This is a genomic window from Delftia sp. JD2 (assembly GCF_001682645.1).
Taxonomy (GTDB): domain Bacteria; phylum Pseudomonadota; class Gammaproteobacteria; order Burkholderiales; family Burkholderiaceae_C; genus Comamonas; species Comamonas acidovorans.
The window spans coordinates 1-26,312 of sequence record NZ_LFJT01000069.1; the positions used below are offsets into that span (position 1 = coordinate 1).

The following is a 26,312-nucleotide window of genomic DNA, read 5'->3' on the forward strand; positions in this document are numbered from 1 at the left end:
AGGCGAGCCGCGCCTGGGTCGCGGCACAGCAGGCGGTTGCGGTCGTCGATGCCGCAGATCTCGAACAGGCAGATGTCCAGCGGCCGGGCCCGCAGACCCGCTTCCGCCCCGGGGCCGATGAGGCCGGGCTCGTCGCCGGCCAGCGCGCCGCCCGTGACGTGAATGGCGCAATCGAGAAACTGCCGCGCTGTCGCCACCATGGCCAGGTCGTGCAGCGTCAGCGCAATGCCCTGGCGGCTGGCCAGCAACGGCAGCACGCGGTGGGTGATGCGGCCGCTGCCCAGGAAGACCGAGGCGTCGTCCTCGATCCAGCCCAGCGCGCCCTGGGCCACCTGGGCCTGCGCCGGGCCTTGCGCGGCGGCAGGGGCGCCGGGCAGCTCGGCGGCTGTTTTGAGCAGGGCCGGGTTGTAGCGCGCCTTGCCGAAGGCGCGCACCACATAGCCTTGCTGCTCAAGGTAGTGCAGGTCGTTGCGGATGGTGACGGTGGAGACGCCGAAGAGCACGCTCAGCGCCTCCACCCGCACCTCGTCGGTCTTGCGCGCCAGCTCCACGATCTGCAGCCTGCGCTTGAGTGAACTGTTGCCTTGGTCCTGCATGGATTCTTTCGATTCGAAAGTTTTTTATTTCGTATCGAAAGTTTCCCTGCGTGCAAACGCCACGTCAAGCGCTCCCCGGGTATTCACCGGGGCGTCCGCTTCGGGGGAGGGCTATCGGCTGGCCACGCCCAGATTCACGACCACCGGGCGCTGCAACTGCGCCGTCCAGGCCCGGTAGGTCCGGTGGGCCAGGGCGTTCAGCACGGGAATGCGCAGGTCCAGGTGGCGCAGGATCTCGCTCTCGGTCTGCGCCGCAGGGCCGCGTGCGCGCAGCAGCTCGTCATGGCCTTCGGTGCACCAGGCAACCACGCTGGCGGCGGTCACTTCCATGTGGCCCTGGAAGGCCCAGTGCCGGCCGTGGCGAAAGCCCTTGTTCAGGCAGTGGCTGCCGTACATGGTGCGCACGGCACCGCGCGGAATCTCGAAGGTGTCGTAGTGCCAATGGAAGATCGTCGCCTCGCGCGGCAGGTCCATGACCTGCTGGGCGGCGGCCGTCACCCAGATGCGGCTCCAGCCAATGTTGGGGCAGGGGTTGCGCCAGACCCTGGCGCCCATGGCACGCGCCAGCATCTGTGCGCCAAAGCAGTGGCCGAGCACGGGGATGTCGCTGCGCAGCGCATCGGCCAGCAGGGCCTGTTCATCCTCCATCCACGGCAGGCCCTCGTTCACGCTGCGGTTGCTGCCCAGCACCACGATGCCGCTGTAGTCGGCGGCGTTCACAGGGGCTGTGCGATCGAGGGCGGGCTGCAACAGTCGGTAGGGAATGCACTGCTGCTCCAGGTGTTCACGCAGAACGCCAGGGCCCTGGGCGGATTCGTGCTGGAGGATGGCGACAGGTCTCATGGCGGCGCGGCTTCATCGGGAAGCCATTTGTTGTGAGGCCTTGACTCTAGGGACGGCTGCCTCAAGGGCGGATTGTGTTTGCGCACAACGCCATCAAGGCCGCATCAAGGCCGCTCCATGCCTTGCGCAGGCCCAACGCAAAAAGGCGCCACGGCCGTGGCGCCTTTGATGGTGGCAACTCCGTCAATCGTGGTGCCGCCCGGAGCGCTGCGGGCCCGGCTGCCTGCCACGGCGGCGCAGTCCCAGCGCCGCCGCGCCCAGCAGGAGCAGGGATGCCCAGGCCCCGCCCACGGGGATGGCTGCGACGGAGTCGCTGCCTGGGACATCGTCCGCGCCAGGCGTGGTCTTGGTGGTGGTCGCAGTGCTTGAGTCGACATCGCCCGTCGCCTGGGTCTGGGTGACCGTGATGGTCACCGATCCCTTGGGCAGGCCGCTCACGTCTGTGGCAGGAGTGGTCCAGTGGCCATTGCCATCGCAGGGCACGGTCACCACCACGGCTTTGGGTGCCGTGCCGATGGTCACCGTCACGCTGCCACCGCCGGCCGTGCAGGTGCCAGAGAGGATGTAGCCGCCCTGGTTGCCCGCGTCTATCGGGGGAGGATTCACCACCGTGACCGAGGGCGTGGTGGGCGGCGTGGTATCGACCTTGGTGACCGTGGCATCGGCCGTTCCCGAATTGCCGGCGGCATTGGTCTGAGCCACATGGATGCCCACCGTGCCCGCAGGCAGTGCGCTCACGTCGGTGGCGGGGGTGGTCCAGTCGCCATTGCTGTCGCAGGGCGCAGTGGCCACCACCGCGTTGGGCGCCGTGCCTATGGTCACCGTGACGCTGCCTGCGCCGACTGTGCAGGTGCCAGAGAGGATGTAGGCGCCCTGGTTGCCGGCATTGATCTGGGGCGGGGTGCCCACTGTGACCACAGGCAGCGTGGTGTCTGCCTTGGTGACGGAGACATTGGCGGTCCCTGTATTGCCAGCCGCATCGGTCTGGCTTGCCTGGATGGGCACCGTGCCCGCAGGCAGCCCGCCCAGGTCGGTGGCGGCAGTGGTCCATTGGCCGTTGCTGTCGCACGCTGCGATGGCTTCCACGGAGTTGGGCGCCGTGCCGATGCGCACCCTGACATCGCCATCGCCGGCCGTGCAGGTGCCCGAGACGGTGTAGCCGTGCTCATTGCCGGCATTGATCGCGGCTGCGTTGTCCACCGCGACCAGGGGTGCCGTCGTGTCCGTGGCTGCGGCCGTGGTCTTGGTGGCGATGACACTTCGCGTGCCGGTGTTGCCGGCCGCATCGGTCTGGGTGGCCGTGATGTCCACCGGACCCAGGGGCAGGCTGGCCACATTGGCAGCGGGTGCCGTCCAGGCTCCGGCTGCATTGCAGGCCGTCGTCATGGTCACGAACTTCGGGGCCGTGCCGATGGCCACCTTCACATTGCCATCGCCCGCAGTGCAACTGCCTGCGACGATGTAGGCGTCCTGGTTGTCTGCATTGATTACCGGGGACGTGGTGATGTCTACTGCAGGTGGCGTGATATCCCCTTGCGCTGCGGCGCAGTCGGCAAGCGAGGCTTGCGAATGGCCCAAGACGAGGTCGACGTCGGCGAGGATGGGTATTTTCGCGCCAATGCGCAGGGCATTGACTTCCATTCCCCCATCCACGGGAGTTTGCTCATTGAATACGATTTCCAGGATTCCGGTATTCAGTCCGGTATTGGGGGATGGATTCAGTGGAATTGGGACAGGGATACCGAGCACGGAGATGCTCAGGTTCGCGATGGTCGCGGCCCCGGTGGGCTGGACGGCACCATTGACGCAGGTTGCCTGCACTTGGGACTGCAGCACATCAGCCTTGATGGCCACGACGCCAGCGAGGGACAGGTTGATGTCACTGATGCCTGCGGTTGTTTCGACGCGGTTTTGCGCCAGCGAGCTCCCGGTGCTTGCCGAGAGCACACCCGCCTTCAATGAAATCAAGCTGTCGGTGGCGCCCCCGATGTCTGCAGCAAGCATTTTCCCGGAGACATTGAACGCCGGCGGCGCACTCTGCAGTCCGGTATCTACCAGCGGGATATCCAGCCCGAGGCCTACCAATGAAACGCCGGCCTTCACTTCCAGCGCATAGCCGCGACCTTCCCCTGCCGAGGCGGCCCATGCGGTGCCACCTGTCCCAAAAACGATTGTGCAGCTGACTGCCATTGCTGCCGTAAAGCCGGCCAATTTCCGTCGATTTCCCGCGCCACGCTTTTGCATGCCATCGCCCTTTCATGAGTTCCTGAATTGAATGACCATCAAGCCGATGAATGGCTTGCCTGTTTTCAAAAGTGGAATCTAAAGGGTTGATTGCGTTTTGTAATGATCTTTTTGATGAAAATCGGATTTTCAGAGTAGTCCTAGGATTATTGAGGAAATGGGATTTATCCTAGGAATAGCTTATTTGATCTCGGATGTTTCTGATTGATTATGAAAATACCGTTTTTCAAGAGCTTCTGAGAAGTGTCCTGGCCGGGTTTTCGAGGCGCCTGGCATGCCCCCGCAATTTGTCCTGCGCAGCAATTCGCCTGTGGCCTTGCCGCAGGGTTGGACAGGTGCGGCCCAGCACGCAGGGGGCCGCAGCCGGGGTGCGTTACGGCTTGGGTGTTTGCCTGCCCAGGCGCAGCTCGCTGACCAGCACGCCGCCCACGATCAGCGCGGCCCCCAGGATGGCCAGCCCCGGCAGCCGGTCGCCGGCCATGCGTCCCACGATGCCGGCCCAGACCGGCTCGCTGGCATAGATCACGGTCGCACGCGTGGGCGACAGGGACTTCTGGGCCCAGTTCATGGTCAGCTGGATCAGGATGCTGGCGCAGGCCATGGCCACCGCGGCGGACAGCCAGACCCATGAGAAATCGGGCACGGATTCGCCCGCCACCGGCATGGCCAGCAGCGCCATGACGCCGGCCGCCAGCAACTGCACCGTGGTCACGCGCCGCGCATCGACCTTGCCCGCGAAATGCCCGATCAGCAGCACCTCGGCCGCAATGGCCAGCGTGCTCAGCATGGTTGCCATCTCGCCCAAGTTCAACTCCATGCCGCCGGACTCCGGACCCGCCACCAGCATCAGGCCCGTGAAGGCCAGGCCAATGCCTATCCAGCTCATCAGGCGCGGCGGCTTGCCCATCACCAGCCATTGCACAAGAGGGACCAGCGGCACATACAGCGCCGTCAGAAACGCCGACTTGCTGCTGCTGATGGTCTGCAGCCCGAAAGTCTGCAGGCCATAGCCCAGGAAGATGCTGGCGCCGATGGCGATGCCTGCCACCAGCTCGGTGCGCGTGAGCCCGGCCATGGCCTTGCGGAACACCAGCAGCCCGATCAAACCCGCCGTGACAAAGCGCAGGCCCACAAAGAACAGCGGTCCGCTGTACTGCATGGCCAGGTGGACCACGAGAAAGGTGCCGCCCCAGACCATGGTGACGGCGATCAGGGCCAGCTCCTGCCGGCTGAGCAGCGGCGTGCGCGAACTGTGAGAAGATGACGTGTGCAACATATTGCGCAGATCATATGAGAAATATATTGCACAGCGCTGGCGAGCGCTCCGATGTCCTGGCTTTCGTCAGCGAAAACCTGCGCCGCCTGCGCCAGCGTGCAGGACTGAGCCAGGCGGCCCTCGCCGAGGCCGCAGGCCTGAGCCGGCGCATGGTCGTGCAGCTGGAAGGCGGCGACACCAACATCAGCCTGTCCAGCCTGGATCGGCTGGCCGACGCGCTGGGCGCCAGCTTCATAGAAATCGTCAGCGACCCGGCCGCGCAGCGCCTGCGCATGGACGCCATGGCCTGGCGCGGCACCCGGCCCGAAAGCCAGGCCATGCTGCTGGGCAGCGTGCCCGCCACGCGCGAAGCTCAGCTGTGGTCCTGGTCCCTTGGGCCCGGCGAACGCTACCAGGCCCAACCCGACCCGGAAGGCTGGCATGAAATGATCGTCGTGGTCGAAGGCCGCCTGCTGGTGGACCTGAGCGAAGGTCCCATGACCATCGAGGCGGGCGACTACGCCATCTACGGCAGCGCCCAGGACTACGCCTATGTGAACCTGCAGGAAGGCGTGACGCGGTTCATCCGGAATGTGATTTCCTGAGGGCGCTGCAGCGGTCTGTGCCGTGCTCTGGGCAAGGCACTGTCGTCAGCGAAATGCGGTGGCCTGCGGTGCCGCTTCAGACTGAAGCTGTGCATACACAGCGCGGACCACCAAAGGATCTGTGCTGCGCAAATCAAAGGAACGGGCAAAGCCGCAGATCGACTCGCCGTTGCGGGCAGCGGCAAGCGCCTGCAGTCTGGTTTTCTCGCGGTTGTTCAACCATGCTCCGCAACTGACCAAGGCAGTGATGGTGAGTGCCGTGGCAGCCGGATGTGCCACGGAAATGGTGCCTAGGGCGCACGCCAAGATTGCAATGAGGCTCCAGAAAGCCAAGCGCTGCAAAACGCCGGGCACGGTGCCCGGTACCGTGCGGGCGGGCGAGGGAAGCTGTCGGCGAGAGGATCTGCGCATGGAGAGAGTGCAGCCCGTGAACGGATGCAGGAAGAAAACGATTCTTCGTGGCGATCATAGATGCGCAGCGGCTGGGCGCAACGAGGCATGGATTGCCACAGGCGACGGTTTGGTGACCCGCCTCGCCACAGCCCATGCACCCTTGCGGCCGTCCCTCTGAACAACTGCGCCTTGTCTCCCATACACCGGCGATGGAATGCTGCCGACCTTGCAGGTGCGCCGTCCTTGCAATTTCGCTCTTTGCTCTGTATTCCTGGGGTTGATACCTAATGTCTAAGCATGTATAGACAACTAAAGTCATCCCATACCAAGGAGATGCAAATGAGGCGAGGCAGGCTTTTCCGGGGCTGGTACATCGTGGGCGCCGTGCATGTGCTGCTGGCGCTGATCTTTGGCGCGGCCTATTCGTTCGGGGCGTTTTTCGCCAGCATCCAGGCCCAGTTCGGTGCCAGCAGCTTTTCCACGGCCTCCATCTTTTCCCTGACGGCCCTGATCTACTACGGCGTGGGCGTGTTCTCGGGGGCCTGGAGCGACAGGACCTCGGTACGCACCGTCACCTCGGCCGGCATCGTGCTGCTGGCGCTGGGCTTTGTGGCCAGCAGCCTGGTGTCGTCATCGCTGGTGCTGTTCCTGGGCGCCTTCTGCATTCTGGTCGGCCTGGGCGTGGGCCTGGTGTATGTGCCCGCCGTCTCCACCATTGCGCGCTGGTTCGTGCTGCGGCGCAGTTCTGCCTCCGGCATCGCGCTGGCGGGCACCGGGCTGGGCACGCTGCTCGGCCCCGTGGTGGCGGGCGCACTCATGGAGCACCTGTCCTGGCAGCTGACCATGCAGGTCTATGCCGCAGCCATTGCACTGGCCGGCCTGGCTGCGGCGGCCGTCCTGCGCGGCAGGCCTGAGGAGCTGGGGCTGCATCCCGATGGCGTGCCGCCTTCGGGTGTCCCTGCCGCCGGGCAGTCCGCTCCGGGCATGGACCTGGCCCAGGCGGCGCGGCAGGCCCGTTTCTGGTGGTATTTCGCGGCCATCTTTCTGGGCTCCATCGGCCTGTTCCTTGCCCTCATCCACATCAACCCGCTGGCACGCCAGCAGGGTTTGTCTGCCGCGCAGGCCAATGGGCTGATCGGGCTGATCGGCGTGGGCAATGTGCTGGGCCGCCTCGCGCTGGGCCGGCTGGGCGACAGGATGGGGGCGCTGCGCTTTCTGATGGTGCTCACCGTGTCCCTGGCCGTGCTGTGCGGGCTGTGGGCCATGGCGCGAGGCTTCGTGGCACTGGCCGGTTTCGCGCTGGTGTTCGGCGCGGCCAACGGAGGCTGCATCGCGCTGTATCCGGCTGTGGCCGCGACCTGGTTCGGCACGCGGAACCTGGGTGCCATCCTGGGGGCGCTCTATGTGGCGGTCGGCATTGCTGCCGTGGCTGGGGGCAGCCTGGCAGGCTGGCTGTTCGATGTCTGGGGTGGCTATACGCCATCCATCCTGTTGGCGGGTGGCAGTGCCGCGCTGTCGGCTCTTGCGGTGTGGCGTGCCGAATGCGCCGGGCGTGATGGCAGGGGCTGACAGGCAGGCCCGCGAACCAGATGGCTGCGGGCCCGGGTATGGAAAAGCCGATGCCCTGGGGGCGTGCCTGAGAAGTATTGAGAGGGAGGGAGGAGAAAGACCTCAGGCTCGGCGGAAAGCGGATGCCGTCAGTATGCCCATCGAAGCTCGAAAAAAGCTCTATGGCGAGCGGCTCGCACGGATGGTCGCAGCGTGATCGATTTTGAGGACGCGGTGGGCCTGGCCACGCTATGTCGAAGGCTGCCGGTCACGCCAATCTTGCGCCTGTGAGAAGCTTCTCTGTGTGATGTCGATGTGGGCTGGTGCGTGGAAAGGCGATTGCCTCCAGATCAAGACATCTTCGTTGTCGCAGGGGCGCTGCGGCGTAAATCGCAGATCATCGGGTAAAGAGCTATCGGGAGCAGGAAGTAGGTCAATAGATATCTGTATTCCCCGGCGCTGGAGAAGAGGAAAATCGCGAACAACTGCAGAATTAGAGAAGCATGGATAACCAGATGGTCGGCCTTCAAGCGTTTCCATGCCATTATGGTGGCAACAGCCAGCATGGCCATGCCGAAAAAAGGTGACCAGAGAATAAACCTGTATTTCCATGAAATGGAATTGAGAAGGGTGATCCATTTGGTAAGAAATGGAGGGGGTGACAGCTCTGAATAATAATCCTGGAAATTCTTCAGAACATAGCTCTTTGTCTCTGCCGTGGGAAAGTGGCCATCAGCCAAGGCGGAAACCATAAAGACATTGACCCGGCTTGACAGGAATGCGGGAATATTGTGCCAGAGATTGTATCTGGAAAACTCCTTGATCAGGATCTCTTTGTCCTCTGGGAGTATTGTAAGAACGTTCGGTGAGTTCGGTTGGTGTACAAGAGAATCCCAGTAGTCTCGATCGTACCAATCGTTGAATTTCTGAATGCCACCGTATTTTTCAAGTACTTCGACGGTGGTCTTGGAGACATTGTATGCAGGCAGGCCGAAGGCCACGGAAAACGGGCGTGGTTGAACAAAGTTGGCTGTCTCGAAAATAACCAATGGATAAGTGGCCTCTTGTGGCTTTCCTGCTTGATGCAGAGTCAGGAACGTGGATGTCAGAGTCCAGAAAATGCCGATTGTGGCGATAATGATGCGGCCGAATCGATCTGTTTTGAATAAAAGATATATAAAAGGTATCAATAATACTATCCCATTCGACCTTGCGAAGATGGCGAAAGGCATGCATAGAAAAATAACGAAAGCGGAGAAGGATGTGACTTTAGAACGCCTCAGGCATATCCATATTTCGAAGATAAATCCAATTCCGCAAATGGCAAATGGTCCGTCCGGGTAGAGCATCCCGGAAAAGTTCAGGATGTGAGGTGTTACAACAAAGAAAGCAAAAAATATTGCAGATCGCAGTATTCCGTGGTTATTGTAAATGTAGTGGATTATTCTGGAGAAAATGAATGCAGAAACCATCATCTGCATTGTTGTGATCGTGCCAATACTGCTGTTCAGTGCCAGTGCCAGCTTGATAAAGCCTATCCATATCGCTGTTTTTCCAACCGATATATTTCCTGTTTTATCTGTTGCCTCCATCAAGGCGGCCATGCTGTCATTGCCCAGATTTCCTGGCCAATTGCCATATATCCAGATCCCATAGATAAGAGATATCAATGAGAATATCGTAAGGAAACCTTTGAATTCTCTATGGGTGGTTGTTTTTTCTCTCAAGATAGTGCAAGGTTGTCGAGTGATGCTCACGGCATCTTACACCCGCTCTGCATCTGTGGATCTCTATGCACCTGATTTCCGTATTTTCATCAGCATCGACTTTGATGTTCGGGTAATCCATGAGATCCAAGTGCTCTTTCTGTGGTTGACGCAAAGCAATTGGCCGTGTCAATGGTCTTGAACAGTCCATGCGAATTGCTTCACTGTTGGAGACGAACAAGCCCAATCCCGGCCGGTTGGTCTTGGTTCAAGACGTATCGTCGAAAGTCTGTGGGCCTTATGCCAATACGCCGTGGTCGTGTTCTCGGCAGTAAGGCTTGCCTGCAGTGCAGTGCAACCGGCTGATCGGCATGGGCAATGTCATTGGGATCCTGCTGCTGGGCCGACTGGGCGACAGGATGGGGCGCTGCGCTTTCTGATGGTGCTTTCCGTGTGCCTGGCCTGGCCTTGCTGTGCGGGCTGTGGGCCCTGACACTGGCTTCATCGCCCTGGCCAGTTCGGCACTGCCAACGGCAGCTGCATCGCGCTGTATCCCTGCATGGCCGCGACCTGGTTCGGCACGCGGAACCTGAGAGCCATCCTGGGGGTGCTCTATGTGGCGGTCGGCATTGCTGCACCGACCGTGGCCGATGGGCACAGGAGTGGGCCCGCGAGCCGGATGATTGCGGGCCTGGGTATGGAAAAGCCGATGCCCTGGGGGCGTGCCTGAGAAGTATCGAGAGGGAGGGAGGAGAAAGACCTCAGGCTCGGCGGAAAGCGGATGCCGTCAGTATGCCCATCAAAGCTTAAGAAAAGCTTTATGGCGGCGCTGTTTTCGGGAATCGCCGCCTTGCTGCAGCCTCTGCGCTGAGGGGGCTCGGGCTCTGGACGGCAGGCCCTGGCTCTTGCGAGCCGGGCCTGCCATGCTCCCGGGCGGCCCGCGTGTCAGCGCCGGGCCGTGAACACCTTCCTGCTGCGCAGGGCCAGGCCTCCCAGCAGCCCGGACAGCATTGCGAGCGCCCATCCACCCAGCGAGGGAATGGCCTGCGCGCCTCCGGGTGCCACGGCAGCCACCACGGGAACGAACGGATCGCTGACGGTGCCCGTGGCCGGGTTGGTATCGCCCAGACCGTTGTCGGTGATGGTGTAGCTGACCGTGGTGCGGGCAGCGTTCAGGACCACGTTCAGCGAGGTGGCTGCATTTGTGGGGTCGAACCAGCCTCCTGCTCCGTCGGGCTTGCGGAACTGCACGCCCACGGGCAGCGGGCTGGGGTAGACCAGGGTCATCGTCACGGCGCCCGTGCATTGCTCGGCCGTGAAGGCGAATTGGCCGTTGGGCGCCTGCAGGCCTGGCGGTGTGGACGCTGCAGGGCCGAAGCCGCCGGTGGCCTGCAACGTGCAGGTGGCACCGCCGCCGGACAGCGTCGCTGTCGGCGTGCCGGACATGCCGGGCACGCTGCCTGGCGCGCCCACCAGCTCCAGCTTGCGCGGCGTGGCTTGTACCGCTGCGGAGTCCGCGCTGGTCTGTGCGCCGTTCGCGGCCTTGACGGTGAAGTTGTAGACAAATCCATTTGTCAGACCCGTCACGACGATGGGCGATGTGGTGCCCGTCTGCGTTGTCACGGAGGGGGCACCGGGTACCGCCACTGGTGTGGCGGTCACGGTGTAGCCGGAAATGGGCGCACCGCCGCTGCCCACGGAGGCCGTGAAGTTCACCGTGGCCTGGGCGTCTGCGGCAGTGACGGTGCCGATGACGGGGATATCAGGCGCGATGGCGTTCACGGCAAAGCTCTGCGTGACCTGGGGTGCGGCGCTGGTGGCGGCATCGCCGGCCTGGTCGGCTGCAATGGTGCAGGTGCCTGCGGTCACGAAGGTCAGCGAGCCCGTTGGCGTGATGGTGCACACGCCCGTGGTGGACGATGTGAAGCTCACCGGATAGCTGGCGCCTGCGCTGGAGGTGGCCGTCAGCGTGGGTGTGGTGCCGAAGTTGTAGCTGGCAGCGGGCGTGAAGCTGATGGTCTGCGAGGCCCTGGGCGTCACGGCGTTGGATGCAGCCGAGGGAGAGCCTGGCCCCGCAGAGTTGGCGGCCGTCACCGAGAAGGTGTAGGCCGTGCCATTGGTCAGGCCAGCCACGGTGATCGGGCTGCTACCCGTCGCCGTGAAGTTGCCCGGGGTGGATGTGGCGGTGTAGGTGACGGCGGCTCCCCCGGTGGAGGCGGGTGCGGTGAAGCTCACCGTGGCCTGGGCATTGCCGGCGGTTGCCGTGCCGATGGTGGGCGCTCCCGGTGCGACGGCATTCACGGTGAAACTCTGCGCGACCTGGGGCGCGGCGCTGACGGCCGCATCGCCGGCCTGGTTCGCGTTGATGGAGCAGCTGCCAGCCGTCACGAAGGTCAGCGTGCCCGTTGGCGTGATGGTGCACACGCCCGTGGTGGTCGACGTGAAGCTCACCGGATAGCTGGCGCCTGCGCTGGAGGTGGCCGTCAGCGTGGGTGTGGTGCCGAAGTTGTAGCTGGCAGCGGGCGTGAAGCTGATGGTCTGCGAGGCCCTGGGCGTCACGGCGTTGGATGCAGCCGAGGGAGAGCCTGGCCCCGCAGAGTTGGCGGCCGTCACCGAGAAGGTGTAGGCCGTGCCATTGATCAGGCCGGGCACGGTGATCGGGCTGCTGCCCGTCGCCGTGAAGCTGCCCGGGCTGGATGTGGCGGTGTAGGTGACGGCGGCTCCCCCGGTAGAGGCGGGCGCGGTGAAGCTCACCGTGGCCTGGGCATTGCCGGCGGTTGCCGTGCCGATGGTGGGCGCTCCCGGTGCGACGGCGTTGACGTTGAAGGTCTGCGAGACCTGGGGTGCGGCGCTGGTGGCCGCATCGCCGGCCTGGTCCGCGTTGATGGAGCAGCTGCCAGCCGTCACGAAGGTCAGCGAGCCCGTTGGCGTGATGGTGCACACGCCCGTGGTGGACGATGTGAAGCTCACCGGATAGCTGGCGCCTGCGCTGGAGGTGGCTGTCAGCGTGGGTGTGGTGCCGAAGTTGTAGCTGGCCGCAGGGGCAAAGCTGATGGTCTGCGTGCCCTGGGGAGTAACGTTGTTGGACGTGGCCGCAGGGCCGGTCAGTCCTGCCGAGTTGGTGGCCGAGACGTTGAAGCTGTAGCTGATGCCATTGGTCAGGCCGGGCACGGTGATGGTGCAGGCCGCCGGCCCTGGGCAGGATCCGGTCTGGCCTCCGCCCCCGCTGGCCACGGCGGTATAGGTGGAAATGGCCGAACCGCCGTTGCTGGCCGGGGCAGCGAATGTGATGGAGGCCTGGGCATTGCCGGCCGTGGCCGTGGCACCCGTGGGAGCACCAGGGGCCACCGGAACGGCGACCGTGTGAGTCCCGCCGCTGCTGAAGGTCGCAGGCGGCCCGTTGCCCACGCTGTCGACGATGTTGGTGCTGCCGTTCAGGCTGATCTTGAGGGTGCCGGTGCCCGTGATGCCCGAAACGTTGACGTTGACGGAGCTGCCTGTGCTGGCCGAGACACCGGATATGGCGCCTGAGGCCGTGCCCGTGCCGACCAGGGTGAAGTCGTCGGTGGAGATGTTGGTGACGGGTTTGTTGAATGTCACCGTGAACGCCACGCTGGCATCGCCCGGGGCTGGCGAGCCGCTGACGGCGATGCTGCTGACGGCGGGGGCCAGGGTGTCCACGGTGGCGTTGGAGCTGCCTGCCGTGGTGGTGATGTTGCCGGCGTTGTCCACGGCGCTGATGCTCGCATTGAGGTTGTTTCCTGCAACCCCAGCCGGCAGCGGGTGGGTGGCTGTCCAGATCCCGGCGGCGTTGGTGGCCGGTATGGCCACCGGGCCGTTGAAGGCGGACAGGTTGATGGACACCGCACTGATGGTGTCAGTGTTGTTGTCGCCCGCAGCAGTGTTGTTCCACTGGGCGATCACGGTGTCACCGGCCTTGAAGACGCCACCCACGCCCGACGCTCCCGACAGGGCGATGTTGCCAGGGGTGACGACAGGGGCGATGTTGTCTACCGTGGCATTGGTGGTATCGGCCGTGGTCGTGCTGCCGCCGGCATTGGTGGCCGTGACGCTGACGTTGCGGTTGGTGGCGTCGATTGAGCCGGCGACGATGGTATAGGCCGCTGTCCAGACGCCGCCGGAATTGGTGGCCGTGACCGCTGAAGGCCCGCCGAACTGGCTGAAGTCCACCGTGACGCCGGTGATGCCGCTATTGTTGTCGCCGCCGGCGCTGTTGTTCCAGCTGGCGGTGACGATGTCATTGATCTTGTAGGCGCCACCGGTGCCGGATGCGCCCGAGATCGAGATGCGTGCATCGGTCACCGTGGGCGCCAGGGGGGTGTCGATGGCGTTGGCGATGGTGAAGTTTCTGAACTCCAGGAAGGCCGTCTCATTGGCAGCGCAGGAACCTTCGCAGTCAAAGTACAGCTTGAAGCCCTGCAGCTTCACCCCGGCGAAGGCCGCCAGTTGTGCGGGGCCGAACATGAACGCCTCACTGCTGGCTCCAGCGGAATTGACGGTGGCCGATTGGATGGTTCCGCCGCCGTGGACCGTTCCCTCGATACGCAGATTGGTGAATTCGCCCGAACCATACTCACCGGCGTTCAGCCCCGTCAACTCGAAGGCCGTGGTATTGGAGCCGTCGGCTTTGACATACAGGTAGTGGCCGCTGTTGTCGTTTGCCGCATTGGTCAGCATGTAGGAGATCCCTCCTGCATAGATTCCGACGTTGGGAGTGGATCCGTCGCCGTTCCTGGCGGTCAGGCGGAAGTCGGTGGTACTCAGTTGTGGCGACAGTGCTCCCGACCATCCTGCGAAATTCCGGGTTCCATCGGCTGCGACCAGCACCTCGGAGAAGTCCGCCCTGGCCTTGTCCGAGAAAGCCACCGGGGTGTCGATGTGGCCGCGCTGGATCTCCAGGGTCCAGTCCGCTCCCAGGGCCGGGCTGCCGGTCGGATTGCTGGAGGCAGCGACATCGAGCCCCGTCTGCCGATGGACGATGTCCAGCAGGGCAGCCCCCTTGTCGCCGGCCGCCAGATCGCAGCCGTAGAACAGCAGGTCGCCGCCTGCGCGCACTGCCTGGCGCAACGCGGCCAGCGCCGACGGCTGCTGCAGGACGCTGTCGGAGGTGACACGGCTGCTGCCCAGCTGCAGTTCGCCATCCCAGGCGTGCGAGACCACATGGACCGCGGCCAGGTCGCGGTAGTTGCTCAGGGCGGCGGCCAGCTGAGGGAGGCCGGGCCGCGATGGATCGATCTCCACGGCCGCCACGCCGGGCCTGAGCCCGCGGTACAGGGTGGCCTTGTCGGCCACCGCCCCGTCGATCACCACCAGTTCGGAAATGGCCGCAGGCTGAACGATGTCCAGGCCTGCCGCATCCGTGGCCGCCGGGGGGCGATGGGGCTTTGCATGGTGGGGCCTGTCGAAGGCGCGGCTGGAGGCATCGAGCTGCAGGCGCGCATGGCGCCCCGGCTGGTAGCCGCCACGCATCAGGTATCCGCCGGCCGGTGTGGCCGCCGCATGGGCGGCGAAGGGAAACAGCAGCGAGGAAAGGCCGCTGAGCAGGGCACGGTTCATGGGGTCTCCTCCGGTATGGGTCGTTTCTGGGTGTCTGCCCTGCGCGGGGCGATGATGCCTGCCTCGGTTCCCGCCTGGTCCTGCCAGAAATCCATGTCCTGGTACTTGGCGAACAGGTCGGGAGGAAGAATGCTGCGGCGTGCCTTGAAGGCCACTTTCCTTTGGACGTCGTGCAGGCCCTTGACGCCAAGGTTCAGGTCGAACTCGTTCTCGGAGTACTCGACATTGTCGAAATCGTGTGCGAAGGCGGGTTCGCCGAGGAAGCGGTAAATGAGTTCCAGCGTGCGCCCGGGATGCTGCGTGAGCAGGTCATAGTCCACCAGCAGCAGGCGCTCGGACAAGGGGCCGTAGTAGGCTTCCTTGAGCGCCGTCCAGGCGCCACCCACCGCGCCGGCCGCGGACATCATGGTCTCGCAGCGCGAATACACCGTCTGCCGGCTGGCGGCGTTGAACATGCGGCTGTAGTCGAAGGGGTTCTTGCGATGGATGAGTTCGAAGCTGTCCATGACCCAGGCGGGATTGCGCACGCAGCAGACCACCTTGAAACCCTCCACCAGTTCGGCCAGCTGGTGCAGGCGTGCCGTCCACTGGCGGTTGGTGTCGAAGATCACCGGCTGCGGGATGTCGGCGTAGTAGGCGTCGATCAAGGCCCGGCACATGGTCTTGCGCCGGGCCTCGTTGAAGAAGGGGTAGGACTCGCTGCCGGCGCCCATCTGCTCCAGGATACTGTTGAGCAGCCCCGCCACGGGACTGCTCATCGCGGCATGCATGCGGGGGTTCTGACGCAGGATGCCCGCGAGCAGAGTGGAGCCCGAGCGCGGCAGGCCGGAGATGAAGTGCAGTGTGCGGGGCATGGCGCCGGCCGTACTCAATTGCGTGGCGGGAAAATCCCGTCCGAGATCGCGATGCAGTAGCTCAGCGCGAGAAACGGTTGCCGGTTTTCGTGGGCCGTGGAGCCGCCGCTGGGACCGAGTGTGTTGGGCGCCAGCGTGGTTGAAGGGGCCGCCACATTGGCCTGCATGTAGCGGACCACGCCGGAGCCGCCGCGTGCGTCGAAGCCCAGATAGCAGCCGGTTTCCGGGGATGCCTTGGTTCCCGCATTGTTCAGGCCGATCACCGCATGGTTGTGCGTGGGCATTTCGCCCTGTATCAGCGTCACGGAGTCCGATCCCGCTTGGGTACCTATGGGCCAGTTGGCGTTGGGATCCATCCCCAAGGGCACGCCGCCCTGCAGGTTGGGCAGGCCAAAGGTAGTCTTGCCATCGCCGCCATAGTAGGTACCCAGCAGGGCGAACAGCGCCGAATACCGCTGGATGGGCATCAGTTGGCCGTTGCACAGTGCCCAGCCACGCGGGGCAAAGTAAAAGGCGAATTGGCGGATTTCTCCGAGGTAGTAGTCCATGTGCCTGGCCTTCAGTTGCTGCTTGGGAAAACGCCGTAGAGCGCGATGATGTAGTTGACTGCCGTGCTGCGCATGATGTTGCTGTGCGGCAGGGTGGAGCCGGACAGGGTCACGCTGTTCGGCTTCATGCTCTGGGGTAGGGCGCCGCTGCCGGGCTTGGGCAGATAGAAATTGTCGGTGCCGTTTTGCGCAGGAACCAGGTCCGGCGCCGGCTGCGAGGCCGTGGCGGCCGAGGTGCTGGCACGCAGGTCGTGGGTATGGGCGGGCATATTGTTCTGGAGCAGCGTCACCTCCGCGACGCCGAATTGCTCGCCCATCACCCGGTTGGTCAGGCCCGGGCCCTGCCCCTGGCCCACGGGTATGCGGGCACGCAGGTCGGGCAGGGCGAAGGTGTTCTGGCCGTCGCCCCCGTAGGTGGTGCCAATCAGCGCGAACAAGGTGTCGTATTGACTGATGCTCAGGATGGCGCCATTGCACAGCGCCCAGCCTGCGGGTGCGAAATTGCCCCCGAAAAGACGTATTTCACCGACAAAGTTGTCCATGGTCTTGCTCTCTTGTATGGCCTTCAGTTGCGCGAGGGGTAGACGCCCTGTACCGCGATGCAGGGGTTAAGCACCAGGGAGGGCTGGCAGTTCTCGTGGGGCAGGTTGCCGCCGGTGGGCGAGACCGAGCCCGGATCCAGGGCCACCAGATTGCCGGGCGGTGCGTAGAAATTCGTGGCCGCCGGTGGCGTTGAAGTGACCATGGCCGTGGCCATGTAGTTGTCTGTGAAGGTGGCCGAGTCGCCGCCGCCCGTGCTGGCTGCCAGCATGTGGGTGTGCCCGGGCAGGTTGGAGACCGTCAGGGTGACGTGTTCGCTGCCTGCGCTTGTGCCCAGCGCAACGGCGGGACTGTCGGTGCTGGACCAGTGCATGGAGACCCGGCCACGCAGGTCTGGCAACTTGAAGGTGGTGACGCCATCGCCGCCGTACGTGACGCCCAGCAGGCTGAAGAGGGCCTGGTTCTGGGTGATGCCCAGGGTCTGCCCTGAGCAAGCCATCCAGCCCTTGGGAATCCTGTTCCAGGCGAACAGGCGGATTTCTCCGAGATACGGTGTCGTCATGGGGTGTGTTGCCTTTCTGGGGAGGTCATGGAGGGTGGGGTGCGCGCATGGCCGGCCTGCTGCGGTGCCTGCCACTGCATGTCGAACTGGATGGCATCCGCACTCAAGGTGGAGAAGCCCAGGCGCAGGTAGAGCCGCTGCGCAGCCAGGTTGGTGGCATCGACACTGAGCGTCACCCGGCGGCCCAGCACGGCGGCACTGCCTTGTACCCAGCGCAGCAGCGCCGTGCCATGTCCCTGGCCGCGCGCGGCCAGTGCCAGCACGATGTCCACGATGTGCAGGTCTGCCGCGCTGTCATGCAGTGTCAAGGCGCCAATGGGTGTGTCGCCGGCCTGGACGACGAGGTGGCTGGCGTGGGGAAAACGGCGCTGGTGGCCTGCCTGCTGGAAGCCGTATTGCTGGTCTATCAGTGCCGCCAGCGCGGCCTGCGGCAGCGGCAGCGATTGGAGGTGCGGGCGTGCGCAAAGGAACAGATCCCGCAGCAGGCCCTGGTCCTCGGGTTGCGCGGGCCGTGCGCTCAGGCCCCGCGGGCGCAATGCTTCAAGTAGCATGCAGGACCTCCAGGCTATCGAAGGAGCCGGCCCGTCGCAGCAGGTGCGCATAGGGCTCGGCCAGCCGGCTTTCGATGAGATGACGGTCACGGGCGTCGAACACGGCCGCCTTGCTACAGCCGTCGGGTACGAACCGCTGGTCCAGCGCCTTCGCATGCTGGCGCAGGCGCGCCGCCATGCGGGCAAGGGCGGCGTTGCTGCTGGCGAGCCCGAAGCCGTGGGCGATCCGTCCCAGGGTCTCGGGGCCGAGACGGCCGTAGTCCAGCACGGGCAGGCCATGCCCGTCGTGCAGCTCGCGCATGCGCTGCATCAATGTCTGCAGCACCCGGATGCGGTGGTCCAGCACGGAGACGAACGGCTGTCGGTCCGACTGGAGATCGAAGACCGGGGCCAGCCGCGCCAGCGACGGATCGCCCGACATGTGCCGGCCGCATTGCCGGTGGTGGGAGGCCAGGATCTCGACGGGATCGCGCACCAGCAGCAGGCAGGGGACCTGCGGGTACAGGTCGCGCAGCAGCTCCCATTGCAGGAGGTCCCATGCATTCCACTTGATGACCAGGTCCTGGCGACCGGGTACGGTGGTGCCGATCACGGCCAGCAGGCCGCTGATGGCCTGGCGCTTTTCCTCGGCGCGGAGCGTGGGGTCCAGCAGAAGCTCGGTGAGCACCGGCGGCTCCGACAGCACCATCGTGCTGTCCAGTTCCGACAGGCAGCCCGAGACCAGGGTAGAGCCACAGCGCGAGAGATGGAAGATGAAACCAGCGGGCCGGCGCACCGGGCGTTTCGGTCCCAGGTCTGTGCCCAACCGTGCCAGGGTGGCCAGCGGCGTGCGCGGTCGCAGAAACTGGTTCAGCGGCTGGCGCTGGAGGCAGCGGCCGATGTATTCGTCATGGAAGGGTTCGGTGGCGGGCCCGTCCGGCAGGCACCACTGGATGCTGCGCGTGCGTGCCTCGTACCTGTGGGGCAGCCAGCCGCCGGCCACCAATGCGGCGGCCGGCACGGCGGCCGCCTGGTTCACCTGCTCCAGCGCCTGCATGAGCTGGTTATCGTTCCAGGCGGGAAGACACCACAGCCGGCGCAACTGGGTCAACAGCGACTCCACGCTCCTGGCCTGCTGGAGCAAGGCCTGCTGCTGGGGGCTTGCAATCAGTTCTGCAAAGGCTGCCTGCAGCTCATGCATGGGCCTGCCCCTTGCCGATGCGGTCGGCCAGCCAGGCGTTGGCAATGCAGTCGATGACCAGATGGGTGCGGTCCTGCGTGCTCTGGTTCAGCACTTCATGCGTGGCGTCGGCATTGAAGTACCAGAGCTCTCCTGGGGCCATGGGGATCTCCAGGCCTTCCACGATGAACCGCACATCGGGGTGTGTGTAGACGGGCACGTGCAGTCGCGCCTGGCCATGCTCCAGGCTCAAGCCATGGTCGCGATGCGGCTTGATGGATGAGCCGGCCTTCAGCTGCATCAGGCGCACGGAGCGCAGCGGGCATTGCAACTGGTCCAGCACCTCGCGCATCGCCGGGCTGTGCTGCAGCGAGGGCAGATCGTCCCATTCTTCGTCAGGCGCCTCGATGGAGAAACTCTGAAGAAGAGGGTGTGCCGTCACGTGCTGGCGCTGGCAGCGCAGCGGCACCACGCGCCATGCACCTTCGTAGTCGCGGTGGTTCACATGGTCACACCAGTGTGAGGACAGCAGCGCATCGACCTCGTCCCGCAGCCCCTGCAGCCGTACCTCGGCCTCCAGCCGGGCAAACAGGGGTGCGTCTGCGCATGCGTCGGCAGGTGTGCAAGACGGGATGGCCCAGGCATTCATTGCAGTGCCTTGGCCAGCGGCAGGGGTGAGTCCACCAGCGGCACCACGCCACATGCTGCCGGGCCTGGCTCGGCCGCCTGCTCCATCTGCAGCAGCGCCTGTATGCGCGAGACGCAGGCAGCGATGCTGAGCTGGTGCGTGGCCAAGGCCAGGTCCGGAGCAGGGGGCGCCTCGTATGGAGAGTCGATGCCGGTGAACTGGCGCAGCTCGCCGCGGCGCGCTTTCATGTACAGGCCCTTGGGGTCGCGCTGCTCGGCGACGGACAGGGGAACATCCACGAAGATCTCGAAGAAGTCGCCCTTGTCGAACAAGGCCCGCGCAGCATCGCGCTCGGCCCGGAAAGGGGAGATGAAGGCGGCGATCACGATGGTTCCCGCATCCACGAACAGCCGTGCGACCTCTGAAACCCTGCGGATGTTCTCTGCACGGTCTTCGTTGGAGAAACCCAGGTCGCGGTTCAGGCCCTGGCGGATGTTGTCGCCATCAAGCACATAGGTGCGTCTGCCGGCGGCATGCAGGCGGGCCTGCAGCGCATTCGCGATTGTCGATTTACCAGATCCGGAAAGACCGGTGAGCCATATGGCGCATGCCCTGTGTCCGTGCAGATTTTCCCTGTCTTGCCTTGTAATGCAGAACGGTTGTGCATGTACGTCGGGCGGTGGGGTATGGCCGGAAAATGGCATGGCTTGGGTGGGAAAGCGGGAAAACGAAAGACGGGTCAATCGGACAGGGCGAATATCTACGAATTGTTAAGAAATTTCAAGAAAAATTACTGACGGCACCATTCGTTTCTTCGCAATGCGAACGCATCCGTCTCCCCTGGGAATATGTGTCGTGGCGTCCTGTCAGGGGAGTGGGGAGTGTCAATAGCCATTGGCGATGGTTGTTGGCTATTTATTTGTCTCAAGAAGGTGTTTTCAATAGCTTTTCCTGAAAACGCTTATCGACTATTCACGCAAGTGAGATTCTGGTTGAAATGGTTTTTCATTTTCATTAATACCACTTGCTCCAATGAATATCGCTGAAATGAGAGGAAGCCGCGATCATAGGAGACGCACGGAAAGTGGTATATCACTGGAAATAGGTATTTGTATGGGACGCTCCGTCGCCGGCATCAAGTTCATATCGGCTGCCGAGCGTTCCTGTGCGTGCACGGGCCCGCAGCCCTTTTTCCGTCCGGCGCCGGCAGGTCACGTGTGATGGAGGTTGGAAGCAGGACCGCTGCGTGTATGTCGCCCGAATGGGCTGCAGGCGGCGCAGGCAGCGAATGGCGGGTCCCGGCTGCGACCCGAGGCCATGGCAGAGGCCGGCCCTGCCTGCGAGCCGTTGCGCGACAGAGGGCTGGCAGCGCTCCTACCGGCAGGAGGCAGGGGGATTGCCCGCGGCAGCATGAAAAAAGCCCCTGGCTCTTGCGAACCAGGGGCTTCTTGTTTGGTGCCGGAGAAAGGAATCGAACCCTCGACCTTCTCATTACGAATGAGCTGCTCTACCAACTGAGCTACACCGGCGACAGACAAAAATTATAACGGCAAATTCATGCCTCGGAATGGTACTGCGTCACTTTTTCGACTTCGTTCTTCGAGCCGAGGATGACGCTCACACGTTCGTGCAGCTGGGTGGGCTGGATGTCGAGGATGCGCTGCTTGCCGTTGGTGGCGGCGCCGCCGGCCTGCTCTATAAGCCAGGACATGGGGTTGGCTTCGTACATCAGGCGCAGCTTGCCGGGCTTGTTGGGCTCGCGGCGGTCCCAGGGGTACATGAAGATGCCGCCGCGGGTCATGATGCGGTGCACGTCGGCCACCATGGAGGCGATCCAGCGCATGTTGAAGTCCTTGCCGCGCGGGCCTTCCACGCCGGCCAAGCATTCGTCCACGTAGCGCTTGACGGGGGTGTCCCAGTGGCGCATGTTGGACATGTTGATGGCGAATTCCTTGGTGTCTTCGGGGATGCGGATGTTTTCCTGCACCAGCACGAAGGAGCCTTGCTCGCGGTCCAGCGTGAACATGGATACGCCGTCGCCCACGGTCAGCACGAGGGTGGTCTGCGGGCCGTAGATGCAGTAGCCGGCCGCGACTTGCTGGGTGCCGGGCTGCATGAAGTCCTGCTCGGTCACGCCGGGGTGGCCTTCGGGCTTCTTGAGCACGCTGAAGATGGTGCCGATGGAGACGTTGACGTCGATGTTGGACGAGCCGTCCAGCGGATCGAACATCAGCAGGTATTCGCCGTGCGGGTAGCGGTTGGGCACCAGGTAGATGCCTTCCATTTCCTCGGAGGCCATGGCTGCCAGGTGGCCGCCCCATTCGTTGGCCTCGATCAGCACCTCGTTGGCGATGATGTCCAGCTTCTTCTGGACTTCGCCCTGCACGTTCTCGCTGCCGGCCGTGCCCAGCACGTCGCCGATGGCGCCCTTGTTGACGGATTGGCTGATGCGCTTGCAGGCACGGGCCACGACTTCCAGCAGCAGGCGCAGCTGGCCGGGGATGAGGCCGTCCACGCGTTGCTGCTCGACCAGGTAGCGGGTCAGGCTGACGTTTTTCTTCATGGGTTCAACTCCTAAAAATCCGGGAGGCGCGGCCTGGGCCGCGCCTTGGGTCAATCCGCGAGGGCGCGGGTGACGACTTCACGCACGTCGTTGCTGAGTTCAGCGCGGGCCGCCACGCGGGCGACGGCCTCGCGTGCGGCCGTGCGGTAGGGCTCGGCCAGCTTGCTCCAGCGGTCCAGGGCGCGCGCCAGGCGGGCGGCGACCTGGGGGTTGATGGCATCCAGCTCGATGACGCGCTCGCTCCAGAACACATAGCCCGCCGCGTCGGCGCGGTGGAAGGCGCCGGGGTTGGCGCTGCAGTAGCTGAAGATCAGGCTGCGCGCGCGGTTGGGGTTCTTGATCTGGAAGTCGGGGTGCTTCATCAGCTGCTTGACGGCCGGCAGCACGTTGCCGCCACGGTCGCAGGCGCCGCCCTGCAGCGCGAACCACTTGTCCAGCACCAATGCATCGTGCTGGAACAGCTTGTGAAAGCGCGCCAGGGCCTGGGCTGCCAGCGGGTGGCCGCTTTGCACCAGGGCCGTCAGGGCGCTCATGCGGTCGGTCATGTTGCCCGCGTCCTTGAAGCGCTGCAGCGCCTTGCCGGGCCAGACGCTGTCGCCCGAGGCGCGTGCAGCCAGGCACAGCATGGACAGGGCCAGGCCTGCCAGCGCACGGCGGCCGGAGCTGACGGGGTCGGGGCGGTAGGCGCCGGTGTCGCTGTGCTCTTGCCAGGCCTGCTGCCAGTCGGCCTGCAGCTCGGTCGCCAGTTGCTGGCGCATGGCTTCACGCACGGCGTGCACGCGCTGCGGATCGACCACGGCCAGTTGCTCGGCGATGTAGCTTTCGCCGGGAAGGGCCAGCATCAGCTCCTTGAAGGCCGCATCCAGCTGGGGATGGCGCAGCACGCCGCGCATGGCCTCGATGAAGGAGGCCGGCAGCAGTGCGGCCGTGATCTGGCCGCCGGCATCTGCCGTGATGGAGGTGTCGCCAATGGCCTGCAGCGCGATGCGCAGGCCCAGGCGCTGGCCGGCTTCCCAGCGGTTGAAGGCGTCGCTGTCATGGGCCAGCAGGGTCAACAAGGCGGCATCGCTGTCGCTGTGCTGCAGCACCACGGGGGCGCTGAAGCCGCGCAGCAGCGAGGGCACGGGCTCCTGGTCCACGTCGGTGAAGACGAAGCTGTGGCTGGGCTCGGACAGCACCAGCAGGCGGCTGTCGCCCGCTGCCGCCTGGTCCTCGCCCTGCAGGCGCAGGGTCAGCGCGCGGCCGTCCTGGCCCAGCAGGCCCATCTGCACGGGGATGACGAAGGGCAGCTTCTCTGCCTGGCCCGGCGTGGGCGCGCAGCTTTGGCTCAGGGTCAGCGTGTAGGTGCGGGCGGCGGCGTCATAGCTGCCTTCGGCGTGCAGCTGGGGCGTGCCGGCCTGGCTGTACCAGCGCTTGAACTGGTCCAGGCGCTGGGCCAGCTCGCTGCCGGGGTTGGCGTCGGCCATGGCCTGGGCGAAGTCGTCGCAGGTGACGGCGTGGCCGTCATGGCGCTCGAAATACAGCTTCATGCCCTTGGCAAAGCCTTCGCGGCCCACCAGGTTGTGCTGCATGCGCACGACCTCGGCACCCTTTTCGTAGATGGTGACGGTGTAGAAGTTGTTGATCTCGATGTAGCTGTCGGGCCGCACCGGGTGGGCCATGGGGCCCGCATCTTCGGGGAACTGGGCGGTGCGCAGCACGCGCACGTCCTCGATGCGCTTGACGGCGCGTGCCGAGGGGCTGCCCGCCATGTCCATGCTGAATTCCTGGTCGCGGAAGACGGTCAGGCCTTCCTTGAGCGACAGCTGGAACCAGTCGCGGCAGGTGACGCGGTTGCCGGTCCAGTTGTGGAAGTACTCGTGGCCGACGACGGACTCGATGTTGGCGTAGTCGATGTCGGTGGCCGTGGACTGGCTGGCCAGGACGTACTTGGTATTGAAGACGTTCAGGCCCTTGTTCTCCATGGCGCCCATGTTGAAGTCGCTGGTGGCGACGATCATGAAGCGGTCCAGGTCCAGGGACAGGCCGAAGCGGGCCTCGTCCCAGGCCACGCTGGCCATGAGGGAGTTCATGGCGTGCTCGGTCTTCTCCAGATCGCCGGGGCGCACGAAGACCTGCAGCAGGTGGTCGCGGCCTGCGCGGCTCTTGATCTTTTGCTCGCGCGCAACCAGATTGCCGGCCACCAGGGCGAACAGGTAGCTGGGCTTTCTGTGCGGGTCGGCCCACTTGGCGAAGTGGCGGCCGTCTTCCAGCGCGCCTTGCTCGACCAGGTTGCCGTTGGACAGCAGCACCGGGTACGCGGTCTTGTCGGCGCGCAGCGTCACGGTATACATGGCCATCACATCGGGACGGTCCAGGAAATAGGTGATGCGGCGGAAACCCTCGGCCTCGCACTGGGTGAAGAACGTGCCCTGGCTCACATACAGGCCCATGAGCTTGGTGTTCTTGGCGGGCGCGCAGGTGGTGAAGATTTCCAGATCGACGGGGTCGCCGCCCTCGGGCAGGTTCTCCAGCACGAGCTGGTCGCCGTCCATCTTGAACGAGGTGCCGCCGCCGTTGACCAGCACGCGCGCAAGGTTCAGTTCATCACCGTCCAGGCGCAGCGGCTGCGCCGGCACCTCGGTGTTGCGGCGCACGCGCATCTTGTTGAGCACGCGGGTCTTGGCCGGATCGAGATCGAAGGTCAGGTCCACGGTGTCGATCCACCAGGCAGGAGCCTGGTAGTCGGCGCGGTGGATGGCGGTGGCAGGGGCCTGCCCGTCACGCAGTTGCAGCATACAGATTCCTTCCTATGCCAATATCAGGGGACAGAGTCCAAGCCCCTGTGCGGCCGGTGCCGCCCAGGGGCTTGAAATCAGAGGCCTTGCTTGAGCGAGGCTTCGATGAAAGCGTCGAGGTCGCCGTCCAGCACCTTCTGGGTGGCCGAGATTTCGACGTTGGTGCGCAAATCCTTGATGCGGCTGTTGTCCAGCACGTACGAGCGGATCTGGTGGCCCCAGCCCACATCGGTCTTGGTGTCCTCCAGCTTTTGCTGCTCCACCATGCGCTTTTGCATCTCGTGCTCGTAGAGCTTGGAGCGCAGGCGCTGCCATGCCACGTCGCGGTTGCTGTGCTGGCTGCGGCCGTCCTGGCATTGCACGACGATGCCGGTGGGCATGTGCGTCAGGCGCACGGCCGAGTCGGTCTTGTTGATGTGCTGGCCGCCCGCGCCCGATGCGCGGTAGGTGTCGGTGCGCACGTCCGAGGGGTTGATCTCGATCTGGATCGAGTCGTCGATCTCGGGATAGACGAACAGCGAGGCAAAGCTGGTGTGGCGGCCGCCCGAACTGTCGAACGGCGACTTGCGCACCAGGCGGTGCACGCCGGTTTCGGTGCGCAGCAGGCCGTAGGCGTACTCGCCTTCGATGTGGATGGTCGCGCTCTTGATGCCGGCGATGTCGCCCGGCGTCTCTTCCTCGACCGTGGCCTTGAAGCCCTTGCGCTCGGCGTACTTCAGGTACTGGCGCAGCAGCATGCCGGCCCAGTCGCAGGCTTCGGTGCCGCCGGCGCCGGCCTGGATGTCCACGAAGCAGTTCAGCGGATCGGCTTCCTTGCCGAACATGCGGCGGAACTCCAGCTCCTCGATCAGCGGCTGCAGCTTGGCGGTCTCGCCCTCGATGGTGAGCAGGCCGGTCTCATCGCCTTCTTCCTTGCTCATCTCGAACAGCTCGGCGTTGTCGGCCAGCTCGGTGGTCAGCTTTTGCAGCGTCAGCACGACGCCGTCGAGCAGCTTCTTTTCCTTGCCCAGCTCCTGGGCCTTCTTGGGGTCGTTCCAGACGCTGGGATCTTCCAGCGAGGCGTTTACCGTGCGCAGTCGTTCGTACTTTGCATCGTAGTCAAAGATACCTCCGTAGATCTGCCGCACGCTGCGACAGATCTTCGAGGGTGTTGCCGATGAGGTTGATGCGTTCTGCTTCCATGATGTGTTCCGTTCTTCTGATGAATGTGTTCTTGGCCGAATCGCCGATTTTCTCATGCTGGGGCATCGTGCCGGGGCAAGCGCCCGCCGCGCGGGCCTGGAGGCGCGCTGCCGTGTGACGATGGCTTTCAAAACAAGGGCTTGCAGCGGCCGATCATGGCAGATTTGAAGGGCTTGGCCAT

Annotated in this window: 21 protein-coding genes and 1 tRNA gene; 3 read left to right on the forward strand and 19 right to left on the reverse strand. The window is 64.4% G+C overall.

All coding sequences use genetic code 11. The annotated features are described in order from the left end of the window. The 3 genes from ACM14_RS25850 to ACM14_RS25860 form a co-directional block, all read right to left on the reverse strand. Positions 1 to 596 (reverse strand): DeoR family transcriptional regulator (locus ACM14_RS25850; protein ID WP_065347751.1); only part of this gene is annotated, 596 nt, incomplete at its 3' end. A 111-nt stretch (positions 597 to 707) separates the two neighbouring features. After that, the gene (locus ACM14_RS25855; protein WP_065347752.1) at positions 708 to 1,439 is read right to left on the reverse strand and encodes a type 1 glutamine amidotransferase; all 732 of its coding nucleotides are present in this window, start codon (positions 1,437 to 1,439) and stop codon (positions 708 to 710) included. 183 nt (positions 1,440 to 1,622) lie between these two features. Then, on the reverse strand, positions 1,623 to 3,017 hold the full coding sequence (locus ACM14_RS25860) for a hypothetical protein (RefSeq protein ID WP_254662140.1): 1,395 nt from the start codon (positions 3,015 to 3,017) through the stop codon (positions 1,623 to 1,625). Here ACM14_RS25860 and ACM14_RS32555 point away from each other — a divergent pair. Then, positions 3,009 to 3,401: a hypothetical protein gene (locus tag ACM14_RS32555; protein ID WP_254662141.1), complete on the forward strand. Its 393-nt coding sequence runs from the start codon at positions 3,009 to 3,011 to the stop codon at positions 3,399 to 3,401. The genes ACM14_RS25860 and ACM14_RS32555 overlap by 9 nt on opposite strands. 655 nt (positions 3,402 to 4,056) lie before the next feature. Here the strand turns inward: ACM14_RS32555 and ACM14_RS25865 are convergent. Continuing rightward, positions 4,057 to 4,959, reverse strand: a complete 903-nt coding sequence (locus ACM14_RS25865; protein ID WP_065347754.1) for a DMT family transporter — start codon at positions 4,957 to 4,959, stop codon at positions 4,057 to 4,059. 14 nt (positions 4,960 to 4,973) lie between these two features. Between ACM14_RS25865 and ACM14_RS25870 the strand changes: the two genes are divergently transcribed. After that, the gene (locus ACM14_RS25870) at positions 4,974 to 5,543 is read left to right on the forward strand and encodes a helix-turn-helix domain-containing protein (RefSeq protein ID WP_065347755.1); all 570 of its coding nucleotides are present in this window, start codon (positions 4,974 to 4,976) and stop codon (positions 5,541 to 5,543) included. Between the two features lie 45 nt (positions 5,544 to 5,588). On the opposite strand, the gene ACM14_RS32175 is transcribed toward ACM14_RS25870, so the two are convergent. After that, entirely contained in the window at positions 5,589 to 5,762 is a 174-nt protein-coding gene (locus ACM14_RS32175; RefSeq protein ID WP_175403310.1) for a hypothetical protein, read from the reverse strand. 513 nt (positions 5,763 to 6,275) lie between these two features. On the opposite strand from ACM14_RS32175, the gene ACM14_RS25875 reads away from it, so the two are divergent. Next, positions 6,276 to 7,505 (forward strand): MFS transporter, encoded by a 1,230-nt coding sequence (locus ACM14_RS25875; protein ID WP_065347756.1) that lies wholly within the window; start codon positions 6,276 to 6,278, stop codon positions 7,503 to 7,505. 329 nt (positions 7,506 to 7,834) lie between these two features. Here ACM14_RS25875 and ACM14_RS25880 read toward each other — a convergent pair whose 3' ends face one another. The 14 genes from ACM14_RS25880 to prfB form a co-directional block, all read right to left on the reverse strand. Then, positions 7,835 to 9,088, reverse strand: coding sequence for a hypothetical protein (locus ACM14_RS25880; RefSeq protein WP_065347757.1), 1,254 nt, complete (start codon positions 9,086 to 9,088; stop codon positions 7,835 to 7,837). Positions 9,089 to 10,135: 1,047 nt separating this feature from the next. Further along, positions 10,136 to 14,767, reverse strand: coding sequence for a DUF4347 domain-containing protein (locus tag ACM14_RS25885; protein WP_065347758.1), 4,632 nt, complete (start codon positions 14,765 to 14,767; stop codon positions 10,136 to 10,138). Continuing rightward, on the reverse strand, positions 14,764 to 15,621 hold the full coding sequence (locus ACM14_RS25890; RefSeq protein WP_065347759.1) for a sulfotransferase: 858 nt from the start codon (positions 15,619 to 15,621) through the stop codon (positions 14,764 to 14,766). The genes ACM14_RS25885 and ACM14_RS25890 overlap by 4 nt, the downstream gene beginning before the upstream one ends. 14 nt (positions 15,622 to 15,635) lie before the next feature. Then, positions 15,636 to 16,169: a phage tail protein gene (locus ACM14_RS25895; RefSeq protein ID WP_065347760.1), complete on the reverse strand. Its 534-nt coding sequence runs from the start codon at positions 16,167 to 16,169 to the stop codon at positions 15,636 to 15,638. Between the two features lie 11 nt (positions 16,170 to 16,180). Beyond that, entirely contained in the window at positions 16,181 to 16,711 is a 531-nt protein-coding gene (locus ACM14_RS25900) for a phage tail protein (RefSeq protein ID WP_043823124.1), read from the reverse strand. A 23-nt stretch (positions 16,712 to 16,734) separates the two neighbouring features. After that, positions 16,735 to 17,271 carry a phage tail protein gene (locus ACM14_RS25905; RefSeq protein ID WP_065347761.1) on the reverse strand — a complete coding sequence of 179 codons (537 nt, stop codon included), beginning with the start codon at positions 17,269 to 17,271 and terminating at the stop codon, positions 16,735 to 16,737. Further along, positions 17,268 to 17,822, reverse strand: coding sequence for a GNAT family N-acetyltransferase (locus ACM14_RS25910; protein WP_063326398.1), 555 nt, complete (start codon positions 17,820 to 17,822; stop codon positions 17,268 to 17,270). The genes ACM14_RS25905 and ACM14_RS25910 overlap by 4 nt, the downstream gene beginning before the upstream one ends. Beyond that, a complete protein-coding gene (locus ACM14_RS25915; RefSeq protein WP_065347762.1) occupies positions 17,812 to 19,002 on the reverse strand; it encodes a sulfotransferase family protein in 1,191 nt (396 codons plus the stop codon). Before ACM14_RS25915 ends, ACM14_RS25910 begins: the two co-directional genes overlap by 11 nt. Then, on the reverse strand, positions 18,995 to 19,630 hold the full coding sequence (locus ACM14_RS25920) for an aspartyl/asparaginyl beta-hydroxylase domain-containing protein (protein WP_065347763.1): 636 nt from the start codon (positions 19,628 to 19,630) through the stop codon (positions 18,995 to 18,997). The genes ACM14_RS25915 and ACM14_RS25920 overlap by 8 nt, the downstream gene beginning before the upstream one ends. After that, positions 19,627 to 20,313 (reverse strand): adenylyl-sulfate kinase, encoded by a 687-nt coding sequence (gene cysC / locus ACM14_RS25925; RefSeq protein ID WP_043823134.1) that lies wholly within the window; start codon positions 20,311 to 20,313, stop codon positions 19,627 to 19,629. Before cysC ends, ACM14_RS25920 begins: the two co-directional genes overlap by 4 nt. Before the next feature lie 749 nt (positions 20,314 to 21,062). After that, positions 21,063 to 21,138 (reverse strand) — tRNA-Thr (locus ACM14_RS25930). A gap of 26 nt (positions 21,139 to 21,164) precedes the next feature. Continuing rightward, positions 21,165 to 22,172 (reverse strand): class 1 fructose-bisphosphatase, encoded by a 1,008-nt coding sequence (locus tag ACM14_RS25935; RefSeq protein WP_013802818.1) that lies wholly within the window; start codon positions 22,170 to 22,172, stop codon positions 21,165 to 21,167. 50 nt (positions 22,173 to 22,222) lie between these two features. Next, complete coding sequence (gene pepN / locus ACM14_RS25940; RefSeq protein WP_065347764.1) at positions 22,223 to 24,949, reverse strand: aminopeptidase N; 2,727 nt, start codon at positions 24,947 to 24,949, stop codon at positions 22,223 to 22,225. Positions 24,950 to 25,026: 77 nt separating this feature from the next. After that, a protein-coding gene (gene prfB / locus ACM14_RS25945; protein ID WP_013802816.1) for a peptide chain release factor 2 occupies positions 25,027 to 26,131 on the reverse strand; the annotation gives its coding sequence in 2 pieces (ribosomal slippage) (positions 25,027 to 26,049 and positions 26,051 to 26,131; 1,104 coding nt in all). Positions 26,132 to 26,312 lie beyond the last annotated feature (181 nt).